Origin of the sequence: Burkholderia sp. Bp8963 (genome assembly GCF_003854275.1) — a bacterium.
Taxonomy (GTDB): Bacteria; Pseudomonadota; Gammaproteobacteria; order Burkholderiales; family Burkholderiaceae; genus Burkholderia.
Genome location: NZ_QTQP01000032.1, coordinates 23,844 through 38,247, shown reverse-complemented (window position 1 = coordinate 38,247; position 14,404 = coordinate 23,844). Strand labels below are relative to the sequence as shown.

Below are 14,404 nucleotides of genomic sequence, written 5' to 3'. Positions count from 1 at the left end.
TTTAGTTGCGATAAATCCTTTGTTTACAAAGAACTCCGGGGTAGGGATTTACCCGGATCGGTATGCAAAGGGGCCGTTCAGGCGAACTGGCAGTCGGGTTACGAAGCGTGGCAACGAGACCAGAATAGAACCAATTTGGCCGACTGGCATGGTTCGCGCACGTCGGCAAATATTGCTTTCATCCGACTGTTCGCGACGCATGCGGGTCATCCCGGGCGGACGGCTCGACCGGTTCCGCATCGACCGCACCGCTTCGACCTCACCGGTCCGTGACACACGGTCGACACGCATGTCGGACGAGAATCGCTCCTCGTCACGTTTCTCACGACGATCGAATTCATGTCCGACGACGACGCCTTCACCGACCTCAAGCCGTGCGCCGCGCGCATCGCCGCCGCCCCCTGCTGCACCTCCGGCCCCGTTCTGCCGGACGGGGCGACGATAACGATCCCGCCGACGGACGACGCACGATGAACGGATCGCACGCAGGAATGCAAGGCGGCAGCGTTCGCGCGGGCGGCGCGGCGCTGGTAGCGGGGGCGGTCGCGATCGCAGCGGCCGCGTTCACGGGGATGACGCTCGGCGTCGGCGCGCTGCTCGCGCCCATTGCCGACCTGTTTGCGTTCGCCGCGCTGTTCGGCATCGTCTACACGCTGATCGCGGCATGTCTCGTCAGCCGCTTTTTCGCGCGCGACACGATCGTGCCCGAGCGCTTTCCCGCCATCACGATCGTGAAGCCGCTGCACGGCGACGAATGGCATCTCGAGGAGCATCTCGCGAGCTTCTTCGAACACGACTATCCCGGCCCGGTCCAGTATCTGTTCGGCGTGCACGACGCGAAGGACGTCGCGTTGACCGCGGTCGACGCGCTGCGGGCGCGCTATCCCGATGCCCATGTGACGATCGTCGCGGACGCGCGCCTGTACGGTCCGAACCGGAAGATCGGCAACCTCGTCAACATGCTCGAACAGGCGGAGCACGACGTGCTGTGCTTCGCGGACAGCGATGTGCGGATCGGCCCCGACACGTTGCGCCAGATCGTCGGCGCGCTGCAGCAGCCGGGCGTCGGCCTCGTCACCTGCGTGTACCGCGGCATGTGCGCACCGGGGTTCTGGCCGCGCGCGGCCGCGGCATCGACGAATTACCTGTTCCTGCCCGGCGTCGTCACGGGCCTCGCGGCCGGTCTCGCGCGCCCCTGCTTCGGGCAGACCATCGCGATTACGCGCGCGACGCTCGACGAGATCGGCGGTCTCGCGCAGTTCGCGCATCACCTGGCCGAGGATCATGCGCTCGGCGAAGCCGTTCGCGGCATTGGCGCGAGCGTCGCGATTCCGCCGACACTCGTTGGACACGCCTGCGTCGAGACGACGTTCCGCGAACTGTTCCTTCATGAGCTGCGCTGGAGCCGAACGATCCGCGCGGCTGACCGGCTTGGGCATCTCGGCTCCGCGCTGATGCATCCGCTGCCGTTCGCGCTGCTCGCGGCGCTCGCGTCCGGCGGCGCGCCGCACGCGTGGGGGCTCGCCGGCATGGCGCTGCTCGCGCGCTTCGCGCTCAAGTGGCAAACCGACCGGGCGATCGCGCAGCCGTTCGCCGACCGGGCCGTGCTGCCGCTGTCCGATCTCGTTCAGTTCGCGGTGTTCGTCGCGAGCTTCTTCTCGTCGCACGTCATTTGGCGCGGGACGCGCTTTCGCGTCGACCGGCACGGACTGCTGTCCAAGGCAGGTGAGCCGTGATCCGCCGGACCTTCCGGCGCGGCACGGGCGCCGAAGCGGCGCGCCTGCGACGCGACACGTGGGCCCGGCATTCCGGGCGGGCAGCGGCACTCGTCGGGCTGGCGATCGCGGGATGGTTGATCTGGCGCTCGCATCCGCTGGATATCCTGCATCGACTGCAGACCGCTGGCGCCGGGCTGGCGCTCGCGGCGCTGGCTCACATCCTGCCGATGCTGGCGAACGCGTGGGACTGGCGGATGCTGATACGCGGTGCGCGCCGGCCCGCCTTCGCGGCCATGCTGAGGCTCGTGTGGATCCGCGAATCGATCAACGGCTTGCTGCCGGTCGCGCGGATCGGCGGCGAGATCGCGTCGTTCGGCCTGCTCCGGCGCATGGGCGTGCGGCCGGCGACGGCGGCGGCGAGCCTCGTCGTCGACATGCAGCTCACGCTGATCAGCCAGCTGGTGTTTGCACTTGCCGCGCTCGGCTACGTGCTCTGGAACGTGCCGTCCGGCATCGCTCACGCCGCCGCGCAGCTCGCGCTCGGCGTGGCCGCGCTGGCGCCGTTGCTGCTGCTGTTCGCACTGGTTCAGCACCTTCGGCCTTTCGAGCGCACGATGCGCGCGATCAACCACGTGACGAGCGGCAAGGTCTATGCGCTCGTCGGCGAATCGGCGCGTACCGATCTGACGATCCGGCTGCTGTGGCGCAAGACGGATGTGATCGTGTCCTATCTCGCGATCTGGCAAACGCTGCAGTTCGCGGGATACGCACTCGAGATATGGATCGCGCTCCACTTTCTCGGCGCGCATCCGACGTTCGTGCAGGCGCTCGTGATCGAGGCGCTGATCCAGTTCGTCAGCAGCGCTGCGTTCCTGATGCCGGGCGGCCTCGGTGTGCAGGAAGGCGGCTTCGTGCTGATCGGCGGCCTGATCGGTTTCGATCCGCCGACCTGTCTCGCGCTGGCGGCGTCGCGACGCGTGCGCGATCTGTTGTTTTACGTTCCGGGGCTGCTGGTCTGGCGGCTTGCCGCCGTGTCCGGGCACCGCAGCGGTCTCGCGAGCCGGGACACGCTGCACGCGCACGAGCCGGGTGAGCCGCGCTAGCGCGCGTCAGTGGAACTCGCGGCTCGACGTGCGCAGGCCGCCGAGCAGCGGCGTCAGGTCCTCGAAATGCTGCACGACGAGGTGCCGCACGTCGCTCGCGACCTGCCACACGCCCGACGCCGCGAGCAGCCGCGAATCGAGCGTCTCGCGGCGCTGCCGCGCGAGCAGCTCGGGCCGGACGATGAGGTTCACGCAGCCCGTTTCGTCCTCGAGCGTCATGAACATCGTGCCCTTCGCGGTGCCCGGCATCTGCCGGGCAGTCACGAGCCCGCAGGCGCGCGCGAGCCGGCCATCGGGACGGTCATGCAGTTCTGCCGCGGACGACAGCCGCCGCGCGCGCAGCGCGGGCCGCAGCAGCGCGACGGGATGGCGGTTCAGCGTGAGGCCCGTCGTGTGGTAGTCGGCGAGGATATCGTCGGCCTCCGACGGCGCGCCGAGCGCGGGCCGCTCGGGCTCGTCGATCGGCGCGGCCGCGAGCAGGTCGCGGTCCGGCGCCGCGGCCACCGCCTGCCACAGCGCATCGCGGCGATGGCCGGCGAGCGTCGCGAGCGCGTTCGCGGCGGCGAGCGCTTCGAGGTCGCGGCGTTCGAGCTGCGCACGGCGCGCGAGCGCATCGACGTTGTCGAACGGGCCGGCCGCGCGCGCGGCTTCGATCCGGCGCGCGGCGGCTTCGCCGAGGCCGCGCACGAGCGACAGGCCGAGCCGCACGGCGGGCTGTCCGTATGGAGGCGGCTGACCCGGCAGCGCTTCGAGCGACGCATCCCAGCCGCTTTGCGTCGCATCGATCGGCAGGACCTGCACACCGTGCCGCTTCGCATCCTGCACGAGTTGCGACGGCGGATAGAACCCCATCGGCTGGCTGTTCAGCAGCGCGGCGAGAAAGATCGCCGGTTCGTGGCATTTGAGCCAGCTGCTGGCGTAGGCCAGTTTGGCAAAGCTCGCCGCGTGGCTCTCGGGAAAACCGTAATCGCCGAAGCCCTTGATCTGCTCGAAGATCTGTTCGGCGAATTCTGGCGGATAGTCGCGCTCGCGCATGCCGTCGACGATCTTGCGGTGATACTTCTCGAGATTGCCCTTGCGCTTCCATGCGGCCATCGCGCGGCGCAGCTCGTCGGCCTCGCCGGGCGTGAAGCCGGCCGCGATCATCGCGATCTGCATCACCTGTTCCTGGAAGATCGGCACGCCCTGCGTGCGTTCGAGCGCGGGCTTCAGGTCCTCCTTCGGATAGCTGACCTTCTCGATCCCCTGCCGCCGTTTCAGATAGGGATGCACAGCGCCGCCCTGGATCGGCCCCGGCCGCACGATCGCAACCTCGATCACCAGATCGTAATAAGTGCGCGGCCGCAAGCGCGGCAGCATCGACATCTGCGCGCGCGATTCGATCTGGAACACACCGACCGTGTCGGCGCGGCAGATCATGTCGTAGGTCGCTTCGTCATCCTGCGGAATGTGTTTCAGCGTGAACGGCTCGCCGTCCTCCGGTGCCCCACGCCACGCGGTGCGCAGGTCGAACGCGCGATGCAGCGCCGACAGCATGCCGAGCGCGAGCACGTCGACCTTCATCAGCTTGAGCGATTCGAGATCGTCCTTGTCCCACTGGATCACGCGCCGCCCGTCCATCGCCGCGTTCTCGACGGGCACGAGCCGCGTGAGCTTGCCGCGACTGATCACGAAGCCGCCCGAGTGTTGCGACAGGTGACGCGGGAAGTTCAGCAGGCGCGCAGCGAGCTCGGCCCACGTGCGGATCAGCGGCGTAGCAGGATCGAGCCCGGTCGTCGCGAACTGCTGAAGCAAGTCGCGGCTGCCGTCGAACCAGCGATGCGCCTTCGCGACGCGGTCGATCAGCATCGGATCGACGCCGAGCGCCTTGCCGGTTTCGCGCAACACGCCACGGGGGCGATACGTCGAGACGGCGGCCGCGAGCGCCGCGCGATTCTTGCCATACTTTGCGTAGATATGCTGAATCACTTCTTCCCGGCGCTGGTGCTCGAAGTCGACGTCGATGTCGGGCGGCTCGCCGCGCTCCTCGCTGATGAAGCGCTCGAACAGCATCGTGCTCTGTTCGGGATTCACCTCGGTGATGCCGAGGCAGTAACAGACGACCGAATTCGCCGCCGAGCCCCGGCCCTGGCACAGGATGTTCCGGCTGCGCGCGTATTTGACGATGTCGTAGACGGTCAGGAAGAACGGTTCGTAGTTCAGCCTTGCGATCAGGTCGAGCTCATGCCGGATCTGCTTCGCCACTTTCTCCGGAATACCCTGCGGATAGCGCTCGGCTGCCCCGGCCTCGGTTTCCTGTTTCAGATAGCTCGTCGGCGTATGCCCGCTCGGCACGATCTCGTCGGGATACTCGTAGCGCAGCGTGTCGAGCTCGAAATGACACGCATCGAGAATCGCGCACGTCTGCGCGATCTCGTCTGGCGAAAACAACTGCGCGATCTGCTGCCGCCAGCGCAAATGCTGCTCCGCGTTCGGCGCGAGTGCATACCCGCACTCCGAAACCGGCATCCCGAGCCGGATCGCCGTCATCGTGTCCTGCAACGGCTTGCACGAGCGTCGATGCATCGTCACATCGCCGAGCGCGACGACGCGCACTTCACGCCGCGCGCCGGCCGCACGAATCTCCTCGCGCTGCATGCCGTCGAGCGCGCGCTGCAGTTGCACGAGCCCGAGCCGCGCGCGCTCGCCGAACGTCGCGCGAAACCACGCGACCTGCGCATCGAGCACATCCGCGCGCACCGGGTACGCGGGAACGAGGATCGCGAAGCAGTCCGGCACCCCGCGCAGGTGCGCGAATTCTTCGGGCGGTCTCGACAACATTCGCGGCGTCAGCCTGTACGTGCCCTTCGGCGATGCCATCCGCCGCCACGAGATCAGTTCCGACAGGTTGCCGTAGCCCTCGCGGTTCTGCGCGAGCAGCACGAGCCCGAACGCGCCGGGGCCCGGATCGTGGCCGGGCGCGACGTCGTCCGGCGTCACGTCGAAGTACGCGCCGACAATCAGCGGCAGCCCTTTCGCCTTCGCCGCGACATGCATCCGCGGCGCGCCCGCGAGCGAGCATTCGTCGGTGATCGCGATACCACGGTAGCCAAGCTCCACCGCACGCTCGACCAGTTCCTCCGCATGTGACGCGCCATGCAGGAACGAGAAGTTCGACCGGCAGAACAGCTCCGCGTAGTCGGGAAGTACCTTGAATTCCTCAGCCATCGCCATTCATCCGAACAAGCCGTGCAAGAACCAGCGCGGTTCGGCCCCGCTGCTCCCGCTCGGCAGTTCCTGAAAGATCCAGTAGCACGCGCCGGCTTCGTCCTGCGCAACGTAGTAATCGCGCCTCTCGCGCTGGCCGTCGAACCACCCCGCATCGATCCGTTCGGCCGACGACATCTTCCTGAGCGGCGTGCCAAACACGGGCCGGTTCTCGCGCATCAACAGCGGCAGCGGCTCGGCCAGCAGCCATGAAGGCCGCGGCGGCGCGGCGGGCGGACCGGCGGACGGACGGCCCGCTGGCGCATCGAGCGGCAGCCAGCGGTTCGCGGCCTCGGGCCGGTGGTCGGCGACGGGCGCCGCGCGCAATACGTTCTCCGCGCCAAGCCGCGCGACCAGCAGCTCGATGAGCCGCGCACGCGTCTCGCGCGTGCCACCCGGCTCGGGAAAGAGATCGTCGGCCGGCGGCGCGACCGACTCGACGCGGGTGGCCGTCAGGCGCACCGCGATCACCGCGGCCGGCAGCTCGACACGCGCGAGCCGCTCGCCGAGCAGCCGCATGAAGTGCGCCTCGTCGCGCGCGGGCTCCGCGAACGCGAGCTCGAGCGACGTCGGCGGCACGGCCTGGCGGCCGCGCTCGTGTTCGAGGCCGAACGCCATCGCGGCCAGCGACAGCTGCCGCGCGGCCAGCCAGCCGCACAGCTGCACGATGAGCCGCCGCGCGGCGAACAGCACGGCTTCCGCATATTCGACGCGCTCCGGCAATTCGAGCCGCGTGTCGAACACGGGCGGCACCGGCATCCACGCAAGCGGCTCGACGGCGTCGCCATAGGCGCGGTCGAGCGCGGCCAGCAGCGCGGGACCGCAGCGGCGCTGCAGCCCCGCGCGCGGCAGGCCGCGCAGATCGGCGAGCGTGTGGCAGCCGAGGCCGTCGAACCAGCCCGCATACGGGCGCGCGTCGGGCAGCAGCACGCACGGCAGCCCGTCGAGCGCGCGGACGAGCGACGCATGGCCGGCCACCCGGCGCCGGCTGCGCGAGCGGCCCGACACGCGCGCGAGCAGCCACGCGCCGCCCCCGGTCGGCGCGGCGGACAGGCGCGCTGCATAGCCGAGCGCCGCGAGCGTTGCGCGCACCTGGCGGCACAGCGACGGCAGGCCGCCGAACAGGCGCAGGCTCGGGCCGACGTCGACGATCAACGTGGCTTCATCAGCGAGCGCGACGCACGGCGAGAAACGCAGCAGCGCGAGCGCGACCGCGCGCAGCGCATCGGCCTCGCGCGCCGGGTCGCGCTCGACGAGCTGCGTATCGGGCGCGAGCGTCAGCACGCCGCCGCGCTTCATGCCCGCGCGCACGCCCTGCCGGTGCGCGGCCGCGTCGGCGATCAGCACGACGCCCTGCTCGAGCACCGCACAGCCGGCCTCGCCGTCAGACGGCGGCGGGGCGCACACGTCGAGCGGCAGGCGCGGCAGATGGATGCCGAGCAAGACGCGCATAGCGGCTCTCCACGATGGGCGACGGCAGGTCGAGCACGAGCGGCTCGCTGCGCGCGGGCCCGCGACGCTTGACGATGTCGATCGACACACCGCCCGGCACGGGGTGCAGCGCGACGCGCAGCACGGCGGGCGACGGCTGCCGCGCGGCCGGCAGCGAGCGCAGCATCACGAACAGCGTGTCGCCCGTGCGCGCCGCAGCGAGGTGCAGGCGCCGCAACGCGTCGGGCCGCGCATCCTGCCAGAGCAGCAGCGCACCGCAGCAGCCTGTCTTGAGCGCCTGCTCGGCCGCCCACAGCGCGTCCGCGCGGCTGCCGGCGCGCAGCCACAGCAGCGCATCGGCCGGCACGCCGAGACCGGCGAGCGCGGTCGCATGCGGCGACTGCGGCGGCGCGACGAGCGCGAGCGGCCGCCGGGCGCTGACGGTGTGCGCGAGCGCGGGCGCGAGCAGCCGCATTTCGCCGCAGCCCGGCTGCGCGGCCAGCAACTCGACGAGCCCGCCGACCGGCCAGCCGCCGCCCGGCAACTCGGCGGACAGCGACGCGAAACCCGTGTCGATCGTGCGCGAACCGCCGCGCGCGAGCTGCGAACCGCGCCAGAGCGACGGATGAAGGGATTCAGGAGAAATGGAGGATGCGAGCATGACGCCACCCACAACTGTATGGATATACAGTATATGGCAATGCGCTCGCGTCGCACAGCACCGGTGCGAAACCGGCCGACGTGGCGCCTCCCGCGCCGCGTCGGCCCACGGCTACGCGTCACCCAAGCAGCAGCGCATCGTCGTCGAGCTGTTCGTGCCGCACCTTCTCGAACATCTGCAGCAGGTCCGGCACGTCGAGCCCCTTGCGTTCGTCGCCCGACACGTCGAGCACGACCTGCCCCTGGTGCAGCATCACCGTGCGGTGCCCATAGTCGAGCGCCTGCCGCATGCTGTGCGTGACCATCATCGTCGTCAGCCGGCTCTCGGCGACGATCCGCGCGGTCAGCTCGAGCACGAACGCGGCCGTCTTCGGGTCGAGCGCGGCCGTATGCTCGTCGAGCAGCAGGATCCGCGACGGCCGCAGCGACGCCATCAAGAGGCTCACCGCCTGCCGCTGGCCGCCCGACAGCAATCCGATCCGGTCGGTCAGCCGGTTCTCGAGGCCAAGGTTGAGCAGCCGCAGCTTGTCGCGGAACAGCTCGCGCGACGGCCGATCGAGCGCGGCCTTGAAGCCGCGCCGCCCGCCGCGCGCCATCGCGAGCGCCATGTTCTCCTCGATCGTCAGCGCCTCGCAGGTGCCGGCCATCGGGTCCTGGAACACGCGCGCGACGAGGTGCGCGCGGTCCCACGCGGGTTGGCGAGTGACGTCGGTGCCGTCGATCGAGATACGCCCCGCATCGACCGCCTGGTCGCCGCTGATCGCATTGAGGAAGGTCGACTTGCCGGCGCCGTTCGAGCCGATCACCGCGACGAACTGGCCGTCCGGAATATCGAGCGACAGCCCGCGCAGCGCACGCGTCTCGATCGGCGTGCCGGGATTGAACGTGAGTTTCAGGTCTTGTGCGGACAGCATGTCATGCCCCTCCGTTCTTGCGCGCGAACAGCTTCTTGCGCGTCGCCGGCAGCACCAGCGCGATCGTGACGAGCGCGGCGGTCACGAGGTTCAGGTCCTGCGCCTTCAGGCCGATGAATTCGCTGTTTAGCGCAAGCGCGATGAAGAAGCGGTAGACGATCGCGCCGAGCACGACCGCGAGCGTCGTCAGCACCAGCCGGCGAGCGGGCAGCAGCGTCTCGCCGATGATCACCGCGGCCAGCCCGATCACGATCGTGCCGATCCCCATCGAGATGTCCGCGCCGCCCTGCGTCTGCGCGAAGAGGGCCCCCGCGAGCGCGACGAGCGCGTTCGACAGCGCCATCCCGGCGAGCGTCGCACGGCCGGTCGCGATGCCCTGCGCGCGCGCCATCCGCGGGTTCGCGCCGGTCGCGCGCATCGCGAGGCCGAGCTGCGACGAGAAGAACCAGTCGAGGCCGAGCTTCGCGACCACGACCACGACGGCAAGCAGCGCCGGGCGCAGCACGTAGTCGGGCAGCCAGGCCGGCTGCAGCATGGTGAAGAGCGTCGGCTCGGTGATGAGCGGCACGTTCGGCCGGCCCATGATCCGCAGGTTCACCGAGTACAGCGCGATCATCATCAGGATGCTGGCGAGCAGATCCATGATCTTCAGGCGCACGTTGAGCCAGCCGGTGACGAAGCCGGCCGCGGCGCCCGCGACGATCGCGAAGCCGGTCGCCGCGAACGGGTCGACGCCGGCCGAGATCAGCGTCGCGGCCACCGCGCCGCCGAGCGGGAAGCTGCCGTCGACGGTCAGGTCGGGAAAATTGAGGATGCGGAACGAGATCAGCACCCCGAGCGCGACGAGGCTGAAGATCAGGCCGATCTCCAGTGCGCCCAGAAACGAGAACAAAGACATGGTGGGGAAATCCTGTTGCTTCCCGGCCGGACGGATGCGGCCGGGCGAAACGGATGGGCGGCCCCGGTAAGGGCCGCCCATCCAGCGGTTTCGTTCAGGCCCGGTCGGGGCCTTCGAGCCCGGCGTTCGGCCGGCTGCGGCTTACTTGATGACCGTCTTCGCTTCCTTGACCAGGTCCTGCGACAGCGTCACGCCCTGCTTCGCGGCCGCCCCCGTGTTCACGAACAGCTCGAGGTTGCTGCTCGTCTCCGACGCGATCGCGCCCGGCTTCTCGCCCTTCAGGATCCGCGCGACGACCTTGCCGGTCTGGCGGCCGAGGTCGCCGTAGTTGATGCCGAGCGCCGCGATGCCGCCGCGCTTCACGCTGTCGGTGTCGCCCGCGACGAGCGGGATCTTCGCTTCGTTCGCGACCTTCACGAGCGCTTCGTACGCGGACACGACGTTGTTGTCGGTGTTCGTGTAGATCACGTCGACCTTGCCGATCAGGCTCTTCGCGGCCGGGCCGATGTCGACGGTGCGCGGCGCGGCCGCTTCCTTGAGCGTCATCCCCTGCTTCGCGAGGATCTCCGCGAGCGCCTTCACGACGACGACCGAATTCGCCTCGCCCGGGTTGTAGACCATGCCGACCGTCTTCGCATTCGGCACCACGCGCTTGATCAGCGCGACCTGGCGGTCGAGCGGCAGCTTGTCGGACACGCCCGTCACGTTGGTGCCCGTCGGGCCCCAGCCCTTCACGAGCTGCGCGGTGACCGGGTCGGTCACGCCCGAGTAGACGACCGGCACGCTCTTCGTCGACGCGACGACCGCCTGCGCGGCCGGCGTCGCGATTGCGACGATCACGTCGGGCTGGTCGCCGACGAACTTGCGCGCGATCTGCGCGGCCGTGCCCGTATTGCCCTGCGCGCTCTGGTATTCCCACTTGAGCTTGTCGTCGCCGTAGCCTTCGGCCTTCAGTTCGGCGCGCACGCCGTCGCGGATCGCGTCGAGCGCCGGGTGATCGACGATCGACAGCACCTTGACCGTCTGCGCGTGCGCGGCGCCGGCCAGCGCGAGCGCGGCAACGCCGGCCGTGATCGAACGGATCGCGAACTTCTTCAACTGCTTCATCGGTGAGTCTCCCCCGTATTGTCGGTTCTGGATGATGGGCTTCGCACATCGGCCCGGCCGCGCGGCCCGCGTCATCGCGGCGGCGGCCCGGCCGTCACGTCACACCGGATCGGTGCGCGGCGGCGAACCGCCACGAGGATACCATTTCCGCAGACCACCGCCTGACTCCAGGCTTACGCGACCCCGCCGCATACACGGCGCGCACCGGCCCCGTGAATGCTCGCGCCGCGGCGAGATGTGAGCAAGTGACGGGCGCCGCGCGGCCGTTCCACGGGCCGCACCAATGAAAAAGGGCCTGCGCGATGCAGGCCCTTGCGTGTCAGCGGTTCAGCCGCCGGTGCGCGGCGTTCAGAACGACGCGACCATCGCGCCCTTGAACTGCTTCTTGATGAATTCCTTCACTTCCTGCGACTGGTACGCCTTGACCAGCTTCTTCACCCAGGGCTGATCCTTGTCCTTCGCGCGCACCGCGATCAGGTTCGCGTACGGGCTCGTCAGCGCTTCGAGCGCGAGCGCGTCCTTGGTCGGCTGCAGGTTCGCGGCGATCGCGTAGTTCGTGTTGACCACGGCCGCGTCGACGTCCGACAGCACGCGCGGCAGTTGCGCAGCGTCGAGCTCGGAGATCTTCAGCTTCTTCGGGTTGTCGGCGATGTCGAGCACGGTCGCGTTGTTGCCGCCCGTGCCGGCGCCAGCCTTCAGCTTGATCAGGCCCTGCGTCTGCAGCAGCAGCAGCGCACGGTTCTCGTTCGACGGATCGTTCGGCACCGCGAGCTTCGCGCCTTGCTGCAGATCCTTCAGCGCCTTGACCTTCTTCGAGTAGATGCCCATCGGCGAGATGTAGGTCAGGCCCGCGCTGACGAGCTTGTAGCCGCGCTGCTTCACCTGGCTGTCGAGGTACGGCTGGTGCTGGAAGCTGTTCGCGTCGAGGTCGCCCGCGTCGAGCGCCGCGTTCGGCTGCACGTAGTCGTTGAACTCGATCACCTTCACGTTCAGGCCTTCCTTCTCCTTCGCGACCTTCTGCACGACCTGCCAGACTTCCGCGTCCGGGCCGGACACCGTACCGACCTTGATCACCTTGTCCTCGGCGTGCACGCCCGCCGACATAGTCAGCGCAGCGCCGGTTGCCAGCACGGAAAACACCTTCAGGAGACTGCGACGCTTCATCTGTTTCTCGCTTTCTTGCTAACTGAAAAAGGGGCGCGATACGGGTATGTCCCGGCTCGCAGGAAAGGGGCAAATGGTGTCACAGGATCGGCAGGATGTGAAATACATCCCGCTCATATGGGTATGCGGGAAGCGCGCAGGTGACCTTGCCGCGCGGGCACGCCATCGGCTCAGGCGCCGCCCTGCCGCGCGCGAATTGGCCGCGACGGCGCGACAGCGCCGGCAGGCTGTGCTACAAGATCGCCTTGCCGGCGCATCGCGCCCCGGCGACTTACCGAGGCCAGCATGTACGTCATCGACATTCACTACACCACGTCGCTCGAGCGCATCGACGACGCGCTCGAACGCCATCGCGCGTATCTGCAGCCGCTGCTCGACAAGGGGATCTTCATCGCGGCCGGGCCGAAGGTGCCGCGTGACGGCGGCGTGATCCTCGCGGCCCGCATCGACCGCGACGAACTGGAAGCGATCCTGCAGACCGACCCATTCGTCACGGAAGGCCTCGCGACTTACCGCGTGACCGAGTTCCGGATGACGCGCGCCGCTCCGGGCCTGAACCTGCCCGCGCTGCCGTAACGCACACTGGCGCACACTGGCGCACACTGCGTGGCTGCCGGCGTCGCTCAGCCGAGCAGCAGTTTCAGGTCATGCAACCACGGGCCAGGGCCCTGGCCGTCGCGCACGAAGAGGCGCAGCTTGCCGTTCGTATCGAACACGTAGCTCGCGGCGGTGTGATCCATCGTGTAGCTGCCGGGCGTCTTGCCCGGCACTTTCGCGTAATAGACGCGGAAATCCTTCGTGACCTTCTTCAGCTGCGCGTCGTCCGCCGCGCGCAGGCCGATGAACGACGGATCGAATGCCGGCACGTACTGGCCGAGCAGCGCGGGCGTGTCGCGCTCCGGGTCGATGGTCACGAACAGCACCTGCACGCGCTTCGCCGCATCCGGCCCGAGCTGCTTGAGCGCCTCGGACAGCTCGGCCATCGTCGTCGGGCAGACGTCCGGGCAATGCGTGTAGCCGAAGAACATCACGACGGCCTTGCCCTTGAAGTCCGCGAGCGTGCGCACCTTGCCGGTCGTGTCGGGCAGCGCGAAGTCGCTGCCGAACTGCGTGTTGCCGGTGATGTCGAGATTCTGGAATTTCGGCGCGTCGTCACACGCCGCGAGCAGCGACGCGAGCGCCAGCGCGCAAGCGAACAGCCAGCCTTGGCGCGCGCGGCGCCCGAACCATGAATGGAGCATTGCGTTCAAACCGTGCGGTTACACGCCGAGCAGCGGGCGGGCGTAGTGATCGACGAGCAGCGCCGCGAACAGCAGCGACAGATAGACGATCGAGTAGCGGAAGGCCTTGCGGGCGAGGTCGTCGGAGTAATCGCGGTAGATCTTCCACGCATACGCGAAGAACACCGCGCCGAGCAGCACGGCGCTCGTCAGGTAGACGGCCCCGCTCATCCCCGAGATGAACGGCATCATCGTGACCGCGAACAGGATCACCGTGTACAGCAGGATGTGCAGCCGCGTGAATTTCTCGCCGTGCGTGACGGGCAGCATCGGCAGCCCCGCGTTCTCGTAATCCTTGCGGCGATACAGCGCGAGCACCCAGAAATGCGGCGGCGTCCACACGAAGATGATCAGCACGAGGATCCACGCGTCGCCGGGCACCGCGCCCGTCACCGCGGCCCAGCCGAGCGCCGGCGGCATCGCGCCGGACGCGCCGCCGATCACGATGTTCTGCGGCGTCATCGGCTTCAGCAGCAGCGTGTAGATCACCGCGTAGCCGACGAAGGTCGCGATCGTCAGCCACATCGTCAGCGGGTTCGTGAACGTGTAGAGCGTCCACGCGCCAACGCTGCCGAGCACGCCCGAGAACAGCAGGATCTGCGAGGTCGTGATCTCGCCGCGCGCGGACGGACGCCATGCGGTGCGGCGCATCATCGCGTCGATCTTCTGCTCGACGAGACAGTTGATCGCGAACGCCGCACCCGCCAGCAGCCAGATGCCGACGGTGCCGCCAACCAGCACCCGCCACGGCACCATGCCCGGCGTCGCGAGGAACATGCCGATCACCGCGCAGAACACCGCAAGCTGCGTGACCCGCGGTTTCGTCAGCGCCATGTACTGGGAAAACCGGCTACCGGGCGAATGGGAAAGGGTGCTTTGCATG

The 14,404-nt window shown here is 68.8% G+C and carries 13 protein-coding genes; 4 read left to right on the top strand and 9 right to left on the bottom strand.

The features are described from left to right. Positions 1-339: 339 nt before the first annotated feature. Genes DID96_RS39040 through DID96_RS24425 form a run of 3 tightly spaced genes read left to right on the top strand, consistent with a single transcriptional unit; the run spans position 340 to position 2,821 of the window. Positions 340-474 carry a hypothetical protein gene (locus DID96_RS39040; RefSeq protein ID WP_260464002.1) on the top strand — a complete coding sequence of 45 codons (135 nt, stop codon included), beginning with the start codon at positions 340-342 and terminating at the stop codon, positions 472-474. Beyond that, positions 471-1,736, top strand: a complete 1,266-nt coding sequence (hpnI, locus tag DID96_RS24430) for a bacteriohopanetetrol glucosamine biosynthesis glycosyltransferase HpnI (RefSeq protein WP_409333811.1) — start codon at positions 471-473, stop codon at positions 1,734-1,736. Before DID96_RS39040 ends, hpnI begins: the two co-directional genes overlap by 4 nt. 44 nt (positions 1,737-1,780) lie before the next feature. Beyond that, positions 1,781-2,821, top strand: a complete 1,041-nt coding sequence (locus DID96_RS24425) for a lysylphosphatidylglycerol synthase domain-containing protein (RefSeq protein ID WP_260464003.1) — start codon at positions 1,781-1,783, stop codon at positions 2,819-2,821. A 6-nt stretch (positions 2,822-2,827) separates the two neighbouring features. On the opposite strand, the gene DID96_RS24420 is transcribed toward DID96_RS24425, so the two are convergent. The 7 genes from DID96_RS24420 to DID96_RS24390 all read right to left on the bottom strand — a co-directional run bounded on the left by DID96_RS24420 (position 2,828) and on the right by DID96_RS24390 (position 12,241). Continuing rightward, on the bottom strand, positions 2,828-6,028 hold the full coding sequence (locus DID96_RS24420; RefSeq protein WP_124601830.1) for an error-prone DNA polymerase: 3,201 nt from the start codon (positions 6,026-6,028) through the stop codon (positions 2,828-2,830). 6 nt (positions 6,029-6,034) lie between these two features. Then, complete coding sequence (locus DID96_RS24415) at positions 6,035-7,519, bottom strand: DNA polymerase Y family protein (protein ID WP_124601829.1); 1,485 nt, start codon at positions 7,517-7,519, stop codon at positions 6,035-6,037. Then, on the bottom strand, positions 7,452-8,159 hold the full coding sequence (gene imuA, locus DID96_RS24410) for a translesion DNA synthesis-associated protein ImuA (protein WP_124601828.1): 708 nt from the start codon (positions 8,157-8,159) through the stop codon (positions 7,452-7,454). The genes DID96_RS24415 and imuA overlap by 68 nt, the downstream gene beginning before the upstream one ends. Before the next feature lie 118 nt (positions 8,160-8,277). Continuing rightward, positions 8,278-9,072 carry an ABC transporter ATP-binding protein gene (locus DID96_RS24405; RefSeq protein ID WP_124601827.1) on the bottom strand — a complete coding sequence of 265 codons (795 nt, stop codon included), beginning with the start codon at positions 9,070-9,072 and terminating at the stop codon, positions 8,278-8,280. Position 9,073: 1 nt separating this feature from the next. Next, positions 9,074-9,970 carry an ABC transporter permease gene (locus DID96_RS24400; RefSeq protein WP_124601826.1) on the bottom strand — a complete coding sequence of 299 codons (897 nt, stop codon included), beginning with the start codon at positions 9,968-9,970 and terminating at the stop codon, positions 9,074-9,076. Between the two features lie 141 nt (positions 9,971-10,111). Next, positions 10,112-11,077: an ABC transporter substrate-binding protein gene (locus DID96_RS24395; protein WP_124601825.1), complete on the bottom strand. Its 966-nt coding sequence runs from the start codon at positions 11,075-11,077 to the stop codon at positions 10,112-10,114. A 348-nt stretch (positions 11,078-11,425) separates the two neighbouring features. Then, positions 11,426-12,241: a MetQ/NlpA family ABC transporter substrate-binding protein gene (locus DID96_RS24390; protein ID WP_124601824.1), complete on the bottom strand. Its 816-nt coding sequence runs from the start codon at positions 12,239-12,241 to the stop codon at positions 11,426-11,428. A gap of 285 nt (positions 12,242-12,526) precedes the next feature. Here DID96_RS24390 and DID96_RS24385 point away from each other — a divergent pair, with 285 nt between their 5' ends. Further along, positions 12,527-12,817, top strand: coding sequence for a YciI family protein (locus DID96_RS24385; RefSeq protein ID WP_124601823.1), 291 nt, complete (start codon positions 12,527-12,529; stop codon positions 12,815-12,817). Between the two features lie 47 nt (positions 12,818-12,864). Here DID96_RS24385 and DID96_RS24380 read toward each other — a convergent pair whose 3' ends face one another. Further along, positions 12,865-13,482: an SCO family protein gene (locus tag DID96_RS24380; RefSeq protein ID WP_124601822.1), complete on the bottom strand. Its 618-nt coding sequence runs from the start codon at positions 13,480-13,482 to the stop codon at positions 12,865-12,867. Positions 13,483-13,500: 18 nt separating this feature from the next. Next, positions 13,501-14,403 carry a heme o synthase gene (gene cyoE / locus DID96_RS24375; protein ID WP_124601821.1) on the bottom strand — a complete coding sequence of 301 codons (903 nt, stop codon included), beginning with the start codon at positions 14,401-14,403 and terminating at the stop codon, positions 13,501-13,503. Position 14,404 lies beyond the last annotated feature (1 nt).

Coding starts and splice junctions, on each gene's coding strand:
- DID96_RS39040 (WP_260464002.1), top strand. CDS start 340: ATGTCCGACGACGACGCCTTCACCGACCTCAAGCCGTGCGCCGCGCGC.
- hpnI (WP_409333811.1), top strand. CDS start 471: ATGAACGGATCGCACGCAGGAATGCAAGGCGGCAGCGTTCGCGCGGGC.
- DID96_RS24420 (WP_124601830.1), bottom strand. CDS start 6,028: ATGGCTGAGGAATTCAAGGTACTTCCCGACTACGCGGAGCTGTTCTGC.
- DID96_RS24415 (WP_124601829.1), bottom strand. CDS start 7,519: ATGCGCGTCTTGCTCGGCATCCATCTGCCGCGCCTGCCGCTCGACGTG.
- imuA (WP_124601828.1), bottom strand. CDS start 8,159: ATGCTCGCATCCTCCATTTCTCCTGAATCCCTTCATCCGTCGCTCTGG.
- DID96_RS24405 (WP_124601827.1), bottom strand. CDS start 9,072: ATGCTGTCCGCACAAGACCTGAAACTCACGTTCAATCCCGGCACGCCG.
- DID96_RS24400 (WP_124601826.1), bottom strand. CDS start 9,970: ATGTCTTTGTTCTCGTTTCTGGGCGCACTGGAGATCGGCCTGATCTTC.
- DID96_RS24395 (WP_124601825.1), bottom strand. CDS start 11,077: ATGAAGCAGTTGAAGAAGTTCGCGATCCGTTCGATCACGGCCGGCGTT.
- DID96_RS24390 (WP_124601824.1), bottom strand. CDS start 12,241: ATGAAGCGTCGCAGTCTCCTGAAGGTGTTTTCCGTGCTGGCAACCGGC.
- DID96_RS24385 (WP_124601823.1), top strand. CDS start 12,527: ATGTACGTCATCGACATTCACTACACCACGTCGCTCGAGCGCATCGAC.
- DID96_RS24380 (WP_124601822.1), bottom strand. CDS start 13,482: ATGCTCCATTCATGGTTCGGGCGCCGCGCGCGCCAAGGCTGGCTGTTC.
- cyoE (WP_124601821.1), bottom strand. CDS start 14,403: ATGCAAAGCACCCTTTCCCATTCGCCCGGTAGCCGGTTTTCCCAGTAC.